The 16,521-nt window shown below is 70.9% G+C and carries 13 protein-coding genes; 3 read left to right on the forward strand and 10 right to left on the reverse strand.

Translation table 11 applies throughout. From position 1 onward, the window contains the following. Nucleotides 1–10: 10 nt before the first annotated feature. The 3 genes from ppdK to D9V36_RS30015 all read left to right on the forward strand — a co-directional run bounded on the left by ppdK (nucleotide 11) and on the right by D9V36_RS30015 (nucleotide 6,000). Entirely contained in the window at nucleotides 11–2,704 is a 2,694-nt protein-coding gene (gene ppdK, locus D9V36_RS30005) for a pyruvate, phosphate dikinase (RefSeq protein ID WP_129296507.1), read from the forward strand. 521 nt (nucleotides 2,705–3,225) lie between these two features. After that, a complete protein-coding gene (locus tag D9V36_RS30010; RefSeq protein ID WP_129296508.1) occupies nucleotides 3,226–4,521 on the forward strand; it encodes a hypothetical protein in 1,296 nt (431 codons plus the stop codon). Between the two features lie 633 nt (nucleotides 4,522–5,154). Then, entirely contained in the window at nucleotides 5,155–6,000 is an 846-nt protein-coding gene (locus D9V36_RS30015; RefSeq protein ID WP_129296509.1) for an ArsR/SmtB family transcription factor, read from the forward strand. A 174-nt stretch (nucleotides 6,001–6,174) separates the two neighbouring features. On the opposite strand, the gene D9V36_RS30020 is transcribed toward D9V36_RS30015, so the two are convergent. From D9V36_RS30020 to D9V36_RS30070, 10 genes are all read right to left on the reverse strand, one after another. Further along, the gene (locus D9V36_RS30020; RefSeq protein ID WP_164993059.1) at nucleotides 6,175–7,134 is read right to left on the reverse strand and encodes a TauD/TfdA dioxygenase family protein; all 960 of its coding nucleotides are present in this window, start codon (nucleotides 7,132–7,134) and stop codon (nucleotides 6,175–6,177) included. A gap of 426 nt (nucleotides 7,135–7,560) precedes the next feature. Beyond that, on the reverse strand, nucleotides 7,561–8,397 hold the full coding sequence (locus tag D9V36_RS30025) for a carbohydrate ABC transporter permease (RefSeq protein ID WP_129296510.1): 837 nt from the start codon (nucleotides 8,395–8,397) through the stop codon (nucleotides 7,561–7,563). A 6-nt stretch (nucleotides 8,398–8,403) separates the two neighbouring features. Beyond that, the gene (locus tag D9V36_RS30030) at nucleotides 8,404–9,408 is read right to left on the reverse strand and encodes a carbohydrate ABC transporter permease (protein WP_206739747.1); all 1,005 of its coding nucleotides are present in this window, start codon (nucleotides 9,406–9,408) and stop codon (nucleotides 8,404–8,406) included. Beyond that, a complete protein-coding gene (locus D9V36_RS30035) occupies nucleotides 9,405–10,664 on the reverse strand; it encodes an ABC transporter substrate-binding protein (protein ID WP_129296511.1) in 1,260 nt (419 codons plus the stop codon). The genes D9V36_RS30030 and D9V36_RS30035 overlap by 4 nt, the downstream gene beginning before the upstream one ends. Nucleotides 10,665–10,907: 243 nt before the next feature. Beyond that, nucleotides 10,908–11,225, reverse strand: a complete 318-nt coding sequence (locus tag D9V36_RS30045; RefSeq protein WP_129296512.1) for a hypothetical protein — start codon at nucleotides 11,223–11,225, stop codon at nucleotides 10,908–10,910. 122 nt (nucleotides 11,226–11,347) lie between these two features. After that, nucleotides 11,348–11,530, reverse strand: a complete 183-nt coding sequence (locus tag D9V36_RS30050; RefSeq protein WP_129296513.1) for a hypothetical protein — start codon at nucleotides 11,528–11,530, stop codon at nucleotides 11,348–11,350. A 193-nt stretch (nucleotides 11,531–11,723) separates the two neighbouring features. Then, on the reverse strand, nucleotides 11,724–12,539 hold the full coding sequence (locus D9V36_RS30055; RefSeq protein WP_129296514.1) for a maleylpyruvate isomerase family mycothiol-dependent enzyme: 816 nt from the start codon (nucleotides 12,537–12,539) through the stop codon (nucleotides 11,724–11,726). A 199-nt stretch (nucleotides 12,540–12,738) separates the two neighbouring features. Next, nucleotides 12,739–14,733 (reverse strand): APC family permease, encoded by a 1,995-nt coding sequence (locus tag D9V36_RS30060; protein ID WP_206739748.1) that lies wholly within the window; start codon nucleotides 14,731–14,733, stop codon nucleotides 12,739–12,741. A gap of 286 nt (nucleotides 14,734–15,019) precedes the next feature. Beyond that, complete coding sequence (locus D9V36_RS30065; RefSeq protein ID WP_129296515.1) at nucleotides 15,020–15,964, reverse strand: oxidoreductase; 945 nt, start codon at nucleotides 15,962–15,964, stop codon at nucleotides 15,020–15,022. A 225-nt stretch (nucleotides 15,965–16,189) separates the two neighbouring features. Then, entirely contained in the window at nucleotides 16,190–16,495 is a 306-nt protein-coding gene (locus D9V36_RS30070) for an ArsR/SmtB family transcription factor (protein ID WP_129296516.1), read from the reverse strand. Nucleotides 16,496–16,521 lie beyond the last annotated feature (26 nt).

Consider the following 16,521-nt stretch of genomic DNA (forward strand, 5'->3'; position numbering starts at 1 on the left):
GCCTTCGTCCGTGAAGTTCGTCTACGACTTCACCGAGGGCAACAAGGAGCTCAAGGACCTCCTCGGTGGCAAGGGTGCGAACCTCGCCGAGATGACCAACCTGGGACTTCCGGTCCCTCCCGGCTTCACGATCACCACCGAGGCCTGCAAGGTCTACCTCGACAGCGGCACCGAGCCCGCGGCACTGCGTGCCGAGGTCTCCGAGCACCTGGACGCCCTTGAGCAGCAGATGGGCAAGAAGCTCGGCCAGGCCGACGACCCGCTGCTCGTATCGGTCCGTTCCGGGGCGAAGTTCTCCATGCCCGGCATGATGGACACCGTCCTCAACATCGGCCTCTCCGATGCATCGGTTTCCGGCCTCGCCGCACAGGCCGGTGACGAGCGGTTCGCCTGGGACTCCTACCGCCGCCTGATCCAGATGTTCGGCAAGACCGTGCTGGGCGTGGACGGCGAGCTCTTCGAGGAGGCGCTGGAGGAGGCCAAGCAGGCCAAGGGCGTCCGCGTCGACATCGAGCTCGACGCCGCCGACCTCAAGAGCCTGGTCGCGCACTTCAAGGGCATCGTGTCCAAGGAGACCGGCCGGGACTTCCCGCAGGAGCCCCGCGAGCAGATGGACCTCGCGGTGCGCGCGGTCTTCGACTCGTGGAACACCGACCGCGCCAAGCTCTACCGGCGCCAGGAGCGCATCCCCGGCGACCTCGGCACCGCGGTCAACGTCTGCTCCATGGTCTTCGGCAACCTGGGCCCCGACTCCGGCACCGGCGTCGCCTTCACCCGCGACCCCGCCAGCGGCCACCAGGGCGTCTACGGCGACTACCTGCAGAACGCGCAGGGCGAGGACGTCGTCGCCGGTATCCGCAACACCGTGCCGCTCGCCGACCTCGAGAACATCGACAAGGCGTCGTACGACGAGCTGATGCAGATCATGGAAACGCTCGAAACGCACTACAAGGACCTGTGCGACATCGAGTTCACCATCGAGCGCGGCAAGCTGTGGATGCTGCAGACCCGGGTCGGCAAGCGCACCGCCGGTGCCGCCTTCCGGATCGCCACCCAGCTCGTCGACCAGGGCCTGATCGACGAGGCCGAGGCCCTGCAGCGGGTCAACGGCGCGCAGCTGGCGCAGCTGATGTTCCCCCGCTTCGACCTCGGCGCGAAGTCCGAGACGATCGGCCGCGGCATCGCCGCCTCCCCGGGCGCGGCGGTCGGCAAGGCCGTCTTCGACTCGTACACCGCCGTCAAGTGGTCGCGCTCCGGCGAGAAGGTCATCCTGATCCGCCGCGAGACCAACCCCGACGACCTCAACGGCATGATCGCCGCCGAGGGCATCCTCACCTCCCGCGGCGGCAAGACCTCGCACGCCGCCGTCGTCGCCCGCGGCATGGGCAAGACCTGTGTCTGCGGCGCCGAGGAGCTGGAGGTCGACACCAAGGCCCGCCGGATGACGACCAGCAGCGGCACCGTCATCGAGGAGGGTGACGTCGTCTCCATCGACGGCTCCACCGGCAAGGTCTACGCCGGCGAGGTGCCGGTCGTGCCGTCCCCGGTCGTGGAGTACTTCGAGGGCCGGATGCACGCCGGTGCCGAGGACGCCGACGAGCTGGTCAAGGCCGTTCACCGGATCATGGCCTACGCGGACCGGGTACGCCGGCTGCGCGTACGGGCCAACGCCGACAACGCCGAGGACGCCGCCCGCGCCCGCCGGTTCGGTGCCCAGGGCATCGGCCTGTGCCGCACCGAGCACATGTTCCTCGGTGAGCGCCGCGAGATGGTCGAGCGCCTCATCCTGGCCGACACCGAGACCGACCGGGACGCCGCGCTCAGCCAGCTGCTGCCGCTCCAGAAGGCCGACTTCATCGAGCTGTTCGAGTCGATGGACGGACTGCCGGTAACCGTCCGGCTGCTGGACCCGCCGCTGCACGAGTTCCTGCCCGACATCACCGAGCTGTCGGTCCGGGTCGCGCTCGCCGAGGCCCGCAAGGACGCCAACGAGAACGACCTGCGGCTCCTCCAGGCGGTGCACAAGCTGCACGAGCAGAACCCGATGCTGGGCCTGCGCGGTGTGCGCCTCGGGCTCGTCATCCCCGGTCTGTTCGCCATGCAGGTACGGGCGATCGCCGAGGCCGCGGCCGAGCGCAAGAACGCCAAGGGCGACCCGCGTGCGGAGATCATGATTCCGCTGGTGGGCACCGTCCAGGAGCTGGAGATCGTCCGCGAGGAGGCCGAAGGGGTCATCGCCGAGGTCGAGAAGGCCCACGGCGTCAGCCTCAAGCTCACCCTCGGCACGATGATCGAGCTGCCCCGCGCCGCCCTCACGGCCGGACAGATCGCCGAGTCGGCCGACTTCTTCTCCTTCGGTACGAACGACCTCACGCAGACGGTCTGGGGCTTCAGCCGCGACGACGTCGAGGCCAGCTTCTTCACCGCGTACCTGGAGAAGGGCATCTTCGGCGTCAGCCCGTTCGAGACCATCGACAAGGACGGCGTGGGCTCCCTGGTCCGCAACGCCGCCGCGGCCGGCCGGGCCACCCGCCCGGACCTCAAGCTCGGCGTCTGCGGCGAGCACGGCGGTGACCCGGAGTCCGTCCACTTCTTCCACGAGGCCGGACTGGACTACGTCTCCTGCTCCCCGTTCCGCATCCCGGTCGCACGGCTGGAGGCGGGCCGCGCGGCCGCCGAGTCCAAGGGCAGCGACAGCCGCTGACCGCACCGGGGGCGGTGAGCGCCACTGCCCCCACCGGTCACCAGGGGCGCCGAGTGCGCCCGCGGTGGCATGAAAGACCCACCGGAGCCCGGCAGTACGGGCCCTACCCTCAGCCGCCCGGCTGTCGGCTCCGGCACCCCAAGAGGGCGGCACCTGTGCGGAGGTGCCGCCCTCGGTCTTTGGTCCGCGGACGCGCGTCCGCGGTGGACCGGTGTCTCCGCGGTGCGGCGGTGACGCAACGCCCGTGCACCGCCGGGCAGTTGAAGAAGGGGCGAAGCCGGTCGCGGGCCGACCGGGCGGTCCCGTTGGTTAGATCACAGAAAAACCTGCGGCAAAGAGGGCAACTGCCGGGTATTGCCCCGATTTACCCGCCGGGGGCGAGGGTGGGAGTACTCGTACCAAGCAATTTTTTCGTTGCCCTTAGGCCTTATATCGGTCATAAGATCCCAGGCATCCCGCACGCCTGAGCGCTCTGCCCACGCGGCGGATTCCCTTCTCTTTGACCAGGAATAAGGTCTCCAGTGAACCTTCGCCGTACCCTCGCGACCGCAGCCGTCGCCGCTGTGACCGCGCCTGTGGTCCTGCTCTCCGCGGGCTCCGCCTTCGCCGACACCAAGGCCCCGGCGCAGACGCAGCAGAAGCCGACCTACGCGGAACTGAAGAAGGCCGCCGACGACGCGAACAAGGCGTACGAGGACGCGGTCGCCGCCGAGAAGGCCGGCCGCGAGAAGATCAAGACCACCATGGAAGCCCTGGACCAGGACTCCCACCCGCTCAAGGCGGCCTACCTCGCCGCGGACAAGGCGGCCAAGGCTGCCGACGCCGACAAGACCGCCGCCGACAAGGCCGTCGAGGACGCCAAGGCCGCGCTGGGCGCAGCCCAGGACGAGGCAGGGAAGGCCAAGGCCCAGGAGGTGCTGAGCGCCGCCGAGGCCGAAGCCAAGACCGCCGCCGATGCCAAGGCGGACGCGGACGCCAAGCGCAAGGCGGCCAGGGACGCATGGGACGACGCCCAGGTCGCGGCGTTCCGGGAGTGGAACAAGGTCCTGACCGCCTCGGCCGAGGCCCGCAAGGCCAAGGACGCGGCCGACCAGGCGCTCGCCGCTGCCGGCGCCTGCGTACGCGTGCCGGGCCTGACCGTCCTCGCGAACCGCCTGCCCGCGAAGGTCGTCGCCGGGACCACGGTCGACTTCTCGTTCACCGTGGCCAACGCCACCGACCGCACGCTGGACGTGGACCCGCTGGTGTTCTTCCGCCTGGACGCCAAGGACCAGGAGCAGCACTTCATGAAGGTGCAGTGGGCCGACGGCTCCGGCTGGCGCGAGCTGGACTCGACGGAGGGTCCCTCCCACATTGCCTCCGTCAAGGGCATGAAGCCCGGCGCCCGCACCGAGGTGAAGATGCGGATGACGCTCGAAAAGAAGGCCCCGGCCATCGATGCCTTCGCCCTCCTCGCGGGTGACGCCTCCGACGCGTACAACCCGTGTGTCCACGGCCCCATGAACCGCTACGTCTTCAAGGTGCTGCCGGCCGGCAGCAAGCCCGGCACGGTCGGCGCGGCGAAGCCCGGCAAGGTCGAGGACAAGGACCGCCCGAAGCCGAAGTCGAAGCCGGGCGCGCGGAACGGTTCCCCGGCCTCCGCCGGCTCCACCGCCTCCGCCCAGCCGGCGTCGGCCGCCACCGGCGGCAGCCTCGCCGCGACGGGTACGTCGCCCGACGTGCCGCGGCTCGGCCTCGTCGGCGGCGCCGCCGTGCTGCTCGGCGGCGGGGCGGTCTTCGCCGTGCGCCGTCACCGCGGTGCCCGGGGCACCAACTGACGCCCGGCACCGACTGACGCCCGGCACCGACTGACTCCGGGCGCCAGCCGGCCGCAGGCTCCCACTGACCCCAGGCACCGAACAGGGCCCGCATCCGAGTGCTGGATGCGGGCCCGTGCCAGATCCTGTCTGTGTGGCATCTTCGCAGGTCAGAATGGCGAGGGCGGCACCTGTGCGGAGGTGCCGCCCTCGCTTTTTCCGGACTCCCCCCTCGGGAGCTGCCGTCACCCCGGTCGGCGCGGGGTGCGGCCTTCAGCGGGGCCGGCGAGCGGCCGGGTGGTTGCCCATCACCCCCCACGGGATCGAGCAATCCGGTCCGTTCGCACCGCCGCTGAATTGAGTACAAGCTTTCCTCCACCCGGCCCGGTGGCGCGACCACTTTCAAGTCTGGCCAAAAGGGCATGGTGACCGCACGTGTTGGCGTGCATACTCAGGCGTGCCGGGGGCCGACTGAGGAAACCAGAGGTGGGGGTTTCGGTGTTACGCGTCCATTTCAGTGGACTCGATCTGGCCCGTGTGCGCATTGCGGCACGCCCGGACGCACTGTGGGAGACCGTCCTGAGCTTTCACCGGCTGCGCGACCGACGGGACGATTCGGCGTTCGGCAAATGGCGATCGGAAACGCGCGGAAGGTTGAATGGCGAAGCGCGACTGCTGGCGCCGCTCGTGCCCACCCGCGGGTATTTTCCCGATTTCCTGACGCCCGCCGAAGGGCTCCTCGGCATGACCGACGCGCTCGCCGCGCTGCGCGAGACGCCGTCCGCCCGGCTGCACGAGGAACTGTCCCGGCTCTCCACGGCCACCCGCCCGTTCCCTTCGTGGATACGGGCGATGGCCGAGGGCGACACCCGTGCCCTCGGCCGGCTCGCCGGGATCCTCCAGCGCTATTACGAGGCGGCCGTCGCCCCGTACTGGCCGCGCGTCCAGTGCCGTATCGAGGCCGACCGGGCCGCCCGCGGCAGGGCACTGCTCGACGGCGGCGCGGACCGGCTGCTCGCCTCGCTCCCGCCGATGATGCGCTGGCGCCCGCCCGTACTGGAGGCCGACTATCCGGTCGACCGCGATCTCCACCTCGGCGGCCGGGGGCTGTTGCTGCTGCCGTCGTACTTCTGCCGCCGCACCCCGGTCACCTTCCACAACACGGAGCTGACGCCGGTGCTGGTCTACCCCGTGGAACACCCGGCGCCGCGGCTCACCCCGCCGGTGCCGCCGGAACGTTCCCTCGGCCGGCTCGTCGGCCAGACCCGTTCCGCGATACTCCAGGGCGTCGGCGTCGGCTGCACCACCAGCGAACTCGCCCGCCGCGCCGATGTCTCGCTGGCCTCCGCCAGCCAGCATGCGACGGTGCTCCGCGATGCCGGCCTGCTGGTCACCCTGCGGCAGGGCAACGCGGTACTGCACACCCTCACCCCGCTGGGGGCGGCCCTGCTGCGCGGTGCGCGTCCGGCGGAAGCGGCGGCGTACGAACGGCTGGGGTGAGCGGCGCCGGGCACGCTTCCGGGCGCGTGGGGCACGTCGTGCCGGGCGCCGGGGGCGCCCTGCGGCAAGTCGGGCTCCGGGTGCGGCAAGTCGGGCTCCGGCTGCCGCGAGTCCGGCTCCGGCTGCCGCCCCTCAGGTGCCTCCTGGCGGGCGGCGGATACGCCGGGCCCGCGATCAGTAGGGGCGGTCGCCCGCGATGGCGACCCGTTCGGCGACCCGGCGATGCATTCCGTAGTCGTTCACCGCGTAGTGCTGGGTGGCACGGTTGTCCCAGAACGCGAGGTCCCCCGCCTGCCAGCGCCACCGCACCTGAAACTCCGGCACCTGCGCCTGCTGGAACAACACGCGCAACAGCCGGTCGCTCTCCGCCTCCTCCAGGCCCACGATCCGGGTGGTGAAGGAGGCGTTGACGAACAGCATCCGCCGCCCGGTCTCCGGGTGCCGGCGCACCACCGGATGCTCGACCGGAGGGAACTGCTCCTGAAATGGCGCCAGTTGAAAGGCGGAGTAGAAGCGCGCGAAACCCGGGAGATAGTCGTGCACCGCCCGCGCCTCATTGACCCGTGCCCGGATTTCCGGCGGCAAATTGTCGTATGCCGCGGCCATATCGGCCCACAGGGTGTCCCCGCCCGCGGGCGGCACCTCCCGCAGTTGCAACACCGCACCCAGCGCCGGGCGTTCGCGGAACGTGACATCCGTGTGCCATACGTTCTCGAACGTCGGGACCCCGCCGGCCGCCTTGTCGAAGCGCACCACATCCTTCGAATCGCCCCACGCCAGCAACGGGTTGCTCTCCAGCTCGCCCCAATTGCGCGCGAATTCGCGCTGGGCCGCGGAGCTCAGATGCTGCCCGCGGAAGAACAGCACCTTCCACTCCAGCAACGCCCGGTTCAGCTCCGCGCGCAGGCCGCCGGAGAGCGGACGGGACAGGTCCAGCCCGCGGATTTCGGCCCCGATGGTGGCCGCTTGCGGCACGACCTCGAAGCGCTCGTACGGCCGGTCCTCCCAGTCGTCGGGGGTGCGGCGCAGGACGCGGTGCCCTTCGTGCAGGCCGTCGGCGGGGATGCGGTGGGGGCGCAGGGCGGGGGTGGGCACGGGAGCGGGGGAAGCCGTGGAACCGGCGAGCGTCGTCAACTGGTCCTCCTGGTCGGGGAGAGAGGGAGGTGGCGGGTGGGACGGAGGGGAGGGGCGTCGTGTGCCTGGCCGGGGGATCGCGGTGCGGCCACGGCGGACGCGGTCGTCGGACGGACCGCTGCCCGCCGCAGTTCCGGGCAAGAACCCGTCAGTGCAGGTGGCCGTCAGCCCGTGAACCCGTCAGCGCAGGAAGCCGGCAGCGCCTGAAGCTGCCGGCGCGGGAAGCCGTCACCGCAGGAAGCCGTCAGGCCGTACAGGAACAACCGGCCGGGGGAGATCCCACCCGGCCGCGGCGGCGCAGAAAGCTCAGGCCGCGGGGTGCGCACTCGCCGCGGGGGCCGCTCTCGCGCGGTGCCACCTCACGGAGGGTCGGGTGCGTGCTCATGCCACGCACCGTACTCCCTCCCGGCGGGTGGGCTCAATGCCTCAGTCGTCGATCCCGCTGCGTTCCACTCCCGCCACGATGTACCGCTGGAGCAGCAGGAAGACCACCACCAACGGGGCGATCGAGACCGCCGCGGCCACGAACAGCTCGTGCAGATTGAGGTTCTGCGCGGTGGTGAACGTCGACAGCGCCACCTGCACCGTCCAGGCCTCCTGGTCCTGCCCGATCACCAGCGGCCACAGGAACGCGTTCCAGGCACCGATGAAGACGATGGTGGCGACGGCGGCGAAGACCGGCCGGGCGTTGGGCACCACGATGCGCCAGTACGTCCGCCAGTAGCCGAGCCCGTCGACCCGTGCCGCGTCCTCCAGCTCTCTGGGGAAGCCCAGGAAGTACTGCCGGAAGATGAAGCAGGCGAACGCGCTGAACAGCGTCGGAATGACCAGACCCCGCAGGGAGGAGATCCATCCGAGCGACGACACCAGCACAAAGCTCGGTACGAACGTCACGGCCGCCGGGACCATCAGCGTCCCCAGGACCGCGTAGAAGACGACAGGGGCGTGCCGGTAGGGGATCCGGGCCAGGCCGTACCCCGCGAGCGAGGCCAGCACGACCGTTCCGAGGGTCGTCGAGACCGCGATCAGCGTGGAGTTGAGCAGTGCCCGGCCCAGGGGGAGGTCCGGATCCCGGAAGACCTCGGTGAGATGTGACCACTGCAGCTCGTGCGGGAAGAACGTCCAGCCGGGGGCCGTGATCTCCCGTTCGGTGGCCAGCCCGTTGCGCACCAGCAGATAGAAGGGGATGAGGAACAGCAGCGCGAGGGTGATCACGGTGACGACCCGCAGCGCCCGCCCGGCTCTGGTCAGCGCGTCATGCATCGGTGCTCACTCCTCCTTGCGGCCGAGGCCGAACCAGCGGGCCTGGACGACCGTCGCCACCGCGATGATCAGCGCCAGGATCACCGCGCCCGCGCTGCCCAGCCCGAGATTCTGGTCCTGTCCGAGTGCCGTGTAATAGAGGTAGACCAACGGTGGCCGGGCGTAGGGCGGATAGCCGCGCGCATCGCTCAGCAGGTTGTAGAACTCGTCGAACGCCTGGAAGGCATTGATCACCAACAGCAGCACCACCGCCACGGACGTGGCGCGCAACTGCGGAAAGGTGATGTGCCGGAAGACCTGCCAGCCCGGCCGCGCCCCGTCCATCGCCGCCGCCTCGTACAACTGCGGTGAGATCCGCTGCAGTCCGGCCAGAAACAGGATCATGTAGAACCCGGCCTGCAGCCACAGCCGTACGGTCACGATGACCAGCCAGTACCAGGGCGGATGGGTCGTCGACAGCCAGGCGGTCTGGTCCGTGCCGAACCAGCCCAGCACGGTGTTGGCCAGTCCGAACCGCACCCCGTTGAAGACCGACAGCTTCCAGATCACCGATGCGACGACATAGGAGCAGGCGGTCGGCAGGAAGAACACCGACCGGAAGAACGCCTGGGCGAAGCGCAGCCGGTTCACCATCAGCGCCAGGGCGAGCGACAGCGCATAGGTCGCGGGCACGATGAACACCGTGAACAGCGCAAACGTGCCCAGGCTGCCGAGGAATGCCGGATCGCTCAGCATCGCGGTGTAGTTGCCCAGCCCGACGAAATCCGAGCCGGACGGACTGACGGTGTTGTGGGCGTCGAAGAAGCTCAGGTAGACGCTCCACACCAACGGCACGTACGTGAACAGCCCCAGCCCGATCGCGAACGGCCCGACGAAGACCCAGAACCAGAGATTCCGCCGCTGCGGGCCGAGCCACCGGGTGCCGGGCGAGCGGGGGGCGGCTTCCGGCCCCGCCGCGGCACGCGGGGCCGGTACGTCTGTGACCGCTTCTTCGGTCCCGCCGGTGGTCACTTCTTCTTGACCCGCTGGAGCTCGGCATTGACCTTGCGCACCACGCTTTTCAGCTCGCTCTCCGGGTTGGCGCCGTCCTTGATGATCCGGCTCAGCGCGTCCTGATAGGCGGTACGGTCCGCGGTCGTCCACAACAGCGGCTCGGCATAGCCGTGATCGGCCGAGAACCGGACCGCGTCCGCCGCCGGGCCGGACCGCAGCTGCCGGGCCTTCTTCGCCAGTGAGATCCGCGCCGGGATATGGAATCCGTACGACAGCGCGAAGTCCTGCTGGTAGTCGGTGCGGTCCACCCACAGCCACTTCGCGAAGGCCTTGGCCTCTGCTTTGCGCGAGCTCCGCGCGCTGACCGCGGAGCCATAGGCGCCGACCTGAACGGAGGGTTTCCCTCCGCTTCCGTCCTTCGGGAACGGCAGCACCCCGAAGTCGTCCCCCAGCGCCTTTTTGATCTGCGGCAGCGCCCACAGGCCCGACCACTGCATGGCGGTCAGCCCCTGGATGAAGGCGGCCGGATCGGACCAGTCCGTGGGCGCACCCAGCAGCAACGACTTGTCCGCGTACAGCTGCCGGATCTTGCCGAGGGTGCGCGCCGCGGCCGGATCGTCGAACCCGACCTTGCCGTCCGCCGTGATCAGGCTCAGCCCGGCGGCGAACAGCGGCGTCCCGCCGAGCACGCCCACTCCGCCGTCGTTCCCCAGAAACAGCCCCTTGGACTTCTTGCCGCTGAGCTTCTTCGCGCCGTCCACCAGCTCGTCGAGCGTTTGCGGTGGCCGCACCCCGGCCTTCTTCAGCAGGCTCTTGCGGTAGTACAGCAGCTGCATGTCGACGACCTGCGGGATGCCCCAGATCTTGTCCTGCCAGATCTTCGGTGCCAGCACGGCCTGATGGAAGTCGTCCTTCACCGGCTCGACCTCGGCGGTCAGATCGACCACCTGACCGCCCTGGATCTGGTCCAGCAGCGGCCCGTTGGCCTCGAAGACGTCCGGCCCCGAGTCGGTGAGCAGCGCGGCCGCCGTCTGCCGGTCGTAGTCACCCGGCCGCCACTGCACCGAGACGTTCGCCTTGCGGTACGCGGCGGCGTACCGCTTCACGGCCTGCTGGGCCCCGGGCTCCCCGTACTGGTGGTACCACTGGCTGAGCGCGGGCCCCGAACCACCGCTGCCCCGACCGGTGTTGGACCCGCATGCGGTCGCCAGTCCCGCGGCGAGGGCCGCCCCGCCGCCGGCCGCCAACAGCCGCCGCCTGTTGATCTCCGTCATGGCACGTCGCCCCCTGCGCTCGTAACCTACCGGTGACCGACGATCACCGGCGGTGCGACCGTCCACTCTGCCGCACGACTGTGCAGCGCGCATGGCATCTGCACGAAACGGGGCCGCGGGGCGGGGTGCCGGCGCGCGCCGACGCGCGACAGGGGCCGGCATCCGGATGTCGCGGCCTGGTGGTCGGTGCCGGACGGCTACCGGGACATGCTCGCTGTCGTCGTCGACGGTGAGTCCGTTCCGCTATGCATCGGACTGACGCTGCTTGCGATACAGCTCGATGGCCGCCTCGGTGGGGAAGTTGGGCACGGTGACGGTTTCGCCGGTGTCCTTGGCGACGATGATCTTTGACCCGCCGGGCGGGGCCGGCTGCGGGGGGCCGGATGCGTCCGGAGTGCGGGGAGAGGCGGCGTACACGAGGTAGCCGATGTCGAATTCATGGACGTGCAGGGGGGCGGGGGAGCCGTCCGGCAGCTTGGGTCCGGCATAGCGGCTGCGGACGATGGCGAGTGCTTCCTCGGGGGTGGTGGGGGGCGTGTGCTGGTCCTGCGGACTGGTCATTTTCTGCTCCTGTTGCGCACCGTCTCGCCTGAGAACCGGTGGTGTCATGAAACTCATGCCGGGGGACTTTGATCATTTTGCTGCTGCCGCTTTCTCTCCGACTTTCTCTCCCACTGCCTCTCTCAGGAGGGCGGGCGCCTGTAGTGGCGGTGATAGAGCTCCACCGCACGCTCGGGAGGGAAGTTGGGCAGGAAAGACACCTCGCCGTCGATCTTGGAGATGACGACGTGGCTGCCGCCGGGGTCCGGGGGAGGTGGGGGAGGCAGGCCGGGAGTGCTGCCCGGCGGCCGGTCGGGCTCGGTCATGGGGCGCTCTCCTCGGGTGGGTTGGTTCGGGTGGGCTGGTGCCTGTGGGCGAGGTCAACTTAATCCACGTGCCGGCGGCCTGATGGGTTCGTCTCCGGGGTGGGCCGGGGTGGGCCGGGACGGGGTGAGCGGGGTGAGGTGGCGTGAGGTGAGTGGGGTGCGGTGAGTGGGGCGCCGGGCGATACCCCGGTCCTCAGCCGAACAGCACGCGTGCCAGCCAGAACTCCAGCAGGTCCGCGTCGCCGGTGATCTCGAAGGTGGTGCCGTCGGAGGGGGTACGGCCGTAGATGAGGAGCAGGAGGTCGATCAGCGGGGCGCGGACGGAGACGGCGGCCGGTTCCTGGGCGCGGCGCCAGGCGAGGGTGCCGCCGGTGAGGTCGACGAGCCAGTCGGCGGCGGCTTCCGGTGGGGTGTCCGTGGCGTGGAAGTGGAGGGTGCGGCCGGGGCCGAGGAGTTCGCGTCGGTCGGGGTGGAAGTCGAACATCTCGGGGAGGGAGCCGAGTTCCATCCATTCGTCGAGGGTGTCGAGGGCGAGGCGCTGGTCGACGGTGAAGTCGCTGCCGAGCGCCAGCGTGACATCGGCCCGGTGCATGACCGTCTCGTGAGCCATGCGGCGGGCGAAGAAGCGTGGGGAGCCGGAGGGGAGCGGCGTCCAGATCCGGACATCGGGGCCCGTGGAGCGGAGCGTGTCGGCAAGGCGGCGGGCGCCCTCGAGGAGCCAGGCGGCGGCCTCGGCAGGGGACTGGGTGGTGTCGCGGGGCAGGACGCGGAGGGCGGTCTCGGGCGGGGGCTCGGTCGCCCGGGTCCGTACCAGGTCCTCGACCCAGCGATGGGCCTCGCCCAGATGCCGGAGCAGCTGGGCGAGGTTCCAGTCCGGGCAGGAGGGGACGGTGGTCGTCAGGTCGGCGTCCCGCTCCTTGAGGCAGGACGCCAGCAGTGCGGCCTGGTCGACGATGGCGGCGCAGTGACCGTCGTAATCCCTAGCCATGGCGGGGTGTGCGGAGTTCATGACCTCACGGTAGGACGCACCACTGACAACGGAGCGTTACGAGGAGCGGGCCGTGTCGTCACGAGTAGTGATTAGTGAGCAGTGAGCAGTGAGCAGTGAGCAGTGAGCAGTCAGCGGTGAGTGGTTTCCCCTCACGAGTCGTTCCGGATCACGAGTCGATCCCCCGCCACGAGCCGTCCCCCGCCCGCTCAGTCCGGCGTCACGAGCGGGCGCCCTGCGGCTCCAGGCGGAACCGCAGCCGGCAGATGACCGCGTCCGTGTCCCGGCGCACCGCGCGGGCGACGACCGCGCCGCGCTGGTTCTGCAGCAGGCGCTGCCAGAGGTGGGCGGGTTCGGCCTCCGGGATCAGGACGGTGACGCGGGTGGTGGGGCGTCGTGCCGCCAGGCCGGTGACGTAGGCGGCGATGGGACGGCCGAGGGAGCGGGCGGCGGAGGGCAGTTCGAGGAGTTCCACGCCGGGGTTCCACAGTTCCCAGTCGCGGCGCAGGGCCTCGGCGGCCGGGCGGTCCTCGGGGGCGTCGTGGGTGACGGTGACCGCCACCACCTCATCGCCCAGGGACACCGCCGCGTTCAGGGCCTCGCAGGTCAGCCGGGAGAGATGCGAGACGGGGACGATGACGAGGGAGGGGGCCCGGTGCGGGGGTTCGGGGACGCGGCCCAGGCCGAGGCGTTCGCCGATACGGGCATAGGCGCGGTGTACGGCTTCGAAGGTGAGGACCAGCAGCGGCAGGGCGATGACGAGGAGCCAGGCGCCCTCGGTGAATTTGGTGGCGGTGACGACGAGCGCGGAGACGCCGGTGAGCAGGGCGCCGAAACCGTTCAGCAGGGCCTTGCCGCGCCACCCGGCGGAGCGGTTGCGGCGCCAGTGCCTGACCATGCCGATCTGGCAGAGCGTGAAGCCGACGAAGACTCCGATGGCGAACAGCGGGACGAGGGTGTTGACCTCGCCGCCGGAGACGAGCAGCAGCGCCGCGGCCACGGCGGCGAGGGCCAGCACGCCGTGACGGTGGACCTGACGGTCCGCCTTGAGGCCGAAGACGTGCGGCAGGTAGTTGTCCCGGGCGAGCAGGCCCGTCAGGACGGGCAGCCCGCCGAAGGAGGTGTTGGCGGCGAGGGCCAGCAGCACCATGGTGGCGAACTGGACCACGTAGAAGGCCCCGTTGTGGCCCAGGGAGGCGTCCGCGAGCTGGGCGAGGACGGTCACGCCCGCGACCGGCTGGAGGTGGAAGCGGCCGATCAGGACGGACAGCCCGATCAGCATCACGCCGAGCAGGGCGCCGAGCGCGACCTCGGTGCGCTGGGCACGCCTGGCCGCCGGAGCCCGGAAGGACGGCACCGCGTTGGCCACCGCCTCGACGCCCGTCAGCGCCGAGCACCCGGACGCGAAGGCCTTGAGCAGGAGCAGGGCGCCGACCGTGGTGGCGGGGTGGGCGAGGCCGGAGGCGTGACCGTCTGTGGTGACGGCCGAGGCGGGGGCGTCGCGGAGGAGGCCGGCGACGATCATCGTCAGGATGGCGCCGATGAAGACGGCGGTGGGGACGAGGAACGCCTTCGCCGAGTCGACGATGCCGCGCAGGTTGATGCCGGTGATCAGCAGCAGCACCGCCAGGCAGATCGCCGTCCGGTCGTCGTAGAGCGCGGGGAACGCCGAGGTCAGGGCCGCTACACCGGCCGTCACGGAGACCGCGACATTGAGGACGTAGTCGAGGAGGAGGGAGGCGGCGGCCACCAGGGCGGCCCGGCGGCCGAGGTGCGTCTTGGCCACCGCGTACGAGCCGCCGCCGTCGGGGAAGGCGGCGATCACCTGGCGGTACGAGGCGACCAGGACGGCCAGCAGCGCGGCGATGGCGAGGGTGACGGGGAGCGTGAAACCCAGGCCGTAGCTGCCTGCCGCGGCCAGGACCAGCACGATCGACTCGGGGCCGTAGGCGACGGACGCCATGGCATCGAGGGAGAGGGCGGCCAGGCCCTGGAGTGTGGTGAGCCGGTGGCGGGAATCGGACTCGGCGGCCGGCTCGCTTATGGGTTCACCAGACGGCTCGCCGCTTCGTTCACCAGTCGGCGCATGAGCGGGTTCGACAGCGCCGGCTTGGGCGCTGCCGGTGCCGGTACTCGTGCCGGTACCCGTGCCGGTGCGGGGGGTGGTATCCGGCGGTTCCTCGGGTCGGCCATCGGGCCGGGACACCATCGGCATTGTGCGTCGTACCTCCGTGCGGCACCGTATGGGACCAGGCCAGCGTGCGGGGCCGGGCGACTGGCGCCCACCGGCTTTGGCGGCCCCTTGGCGGGCAACGGGGTGTTCTTCACGGGGTCTTGACGCGGGTGGCGCGGCCTGCAGCCCGCGCGGACGAGCGGGAACGGCCGGCACGGGAACGGCTAGTACAGGGGCGGGCCGGCCGGCACGGGGAACGGCCAATACAGGGAACGGCGGCACGGGAACGGCCCGTACAGGCACCGGCCGACCGTGCCGTACCGGTCGGTCAGAATGCCGCGGCCGGCCGCGAGAAGTCGTAGTGGACGCCGGTGAGCTCTTCCGACGCGGCCCACAGGCGCTCGCCGTCGGCGTTCTTCTTGGTCCAGGGGGCGCGGAAGGACTGGGCGGGGGCGCCGCGCAGCCCGTTGCGCGGACCGATGAAGGAGTCCGGCCGCATATGGGGCGCGGTGGCCGCGCAGAGGGTGCCCAGGGCGCCGCCGTCCGGGGACTGGCCGATGAGGCCGGTTCCGAAGTCGATGATCCGCTCGGCGGAGGTGCGGCCCTCCATGCGGACGCCCGCGGTCATGAGGTTGGTGGAGGCGTATCCGGGGTGCGCGGCGGCCGCGACGACCTGGGAGCCGGCCGCGGCCAGCCGCCGGGTCAGTTCGTGGGTGAAGAGCAGGTTGGCGCTCTTGGAACGGCTGTACGCGATCCAGCGGCGGTAGGAGCGCGCGCTGTTGAGGTCGGTGTAGTCGAGGTCGGCGAGGGCGTGCAGCATGCTGGAGACGGTGACGACCCGGGCGCCGGGTGTGGCGAGGAGCTTGGGCAGCAGCAGCCCGGTCAGCGCGAAGTGGCCGAGGTGGTTGGTGCCGAACTGCATCTCGAAGCCGTCGGCGGTGGTCCGGTACGGCAGTGCCATCACGCCGGCGTTGTTGATGAGCAGGTCGAGGCGGTCACCGTCGAAGTCGTCGAGGGCGGCGGCGAAGTCCCGGACGGAGGAGAGATCGGCCAGGTCGAGGGGCCGGAACTCGGCTTCGGCGGTGGGTACGTCGGACCGCAGCCGGTCCAGGGCGGCCATGCCCCGCGCCTCGTTGCGGCAGGCCAGCAGTACGCGGGCGCCGTGCCGGGCCAGTTCACGTGCCGTGGCGTAGCCGAGTCCGCTGTTGGCGCCGGTGACGACCGCCGAGCGGCCGGTCTGGTCGGCGATGTGGCTGGTGTTCCACCGGGTCACGCCTGTGCTCCTCCGTACGGGGGCGACCAGAGTACGTGGGAGTAGGCGGGAGGGGCGGGCGGGGCTGGAGAGGGCCGGAGGAGAGCCGACGAGAGCCGACGAGAGCCGACGGAGGGCGGGGCGGAGGGCCTTCCGCCCGCCTTCGCACGCCCTCCGTCGTCCTCCGCGCTCCGTCCGCGCTCCGTCCGCCCTTTGCCCGGGCTGCCCCAGGCGTCGCGCCCGTGCTCACTCCTCCTCGGCGAGGCGCTTGATCGCCGAGAGACGGGTGTCCCAGGCGGCGGCCACCCGGTCCATCCACCGGGCGGTGACTCCCAGTCGCTCCGGTATGACGTGGTAGCGCGCCTCCCTGCCCTCCCGGTGTCCTGCGACCAGACCGGCGCGGTCCAGGATCCCCAGGTGTTTGACGATGGCCTGGCGGCTGACCGGCAATTCGGCCGCCAGGACCGTGGCGGTCGCCTCGCCGTGCGCGGCGAGGGCGTCGAGTATCCGGCGGCGGGTCGGGTCCGCCAGCGCGGAGAAGACCTCCGCCACGGCGTCCGAGCCCGCGCCCGGACCCG

Source organism: Streptomyces lydicus, from assembly GCF_004125265.1.
Classification (GTDB): domain Bacteria; phylum Actinomycetota; class Actinomycetes; order Streptomycetales; family Streptomycetaceae; genus Streptomyces; species Streptomyces lydicus_C.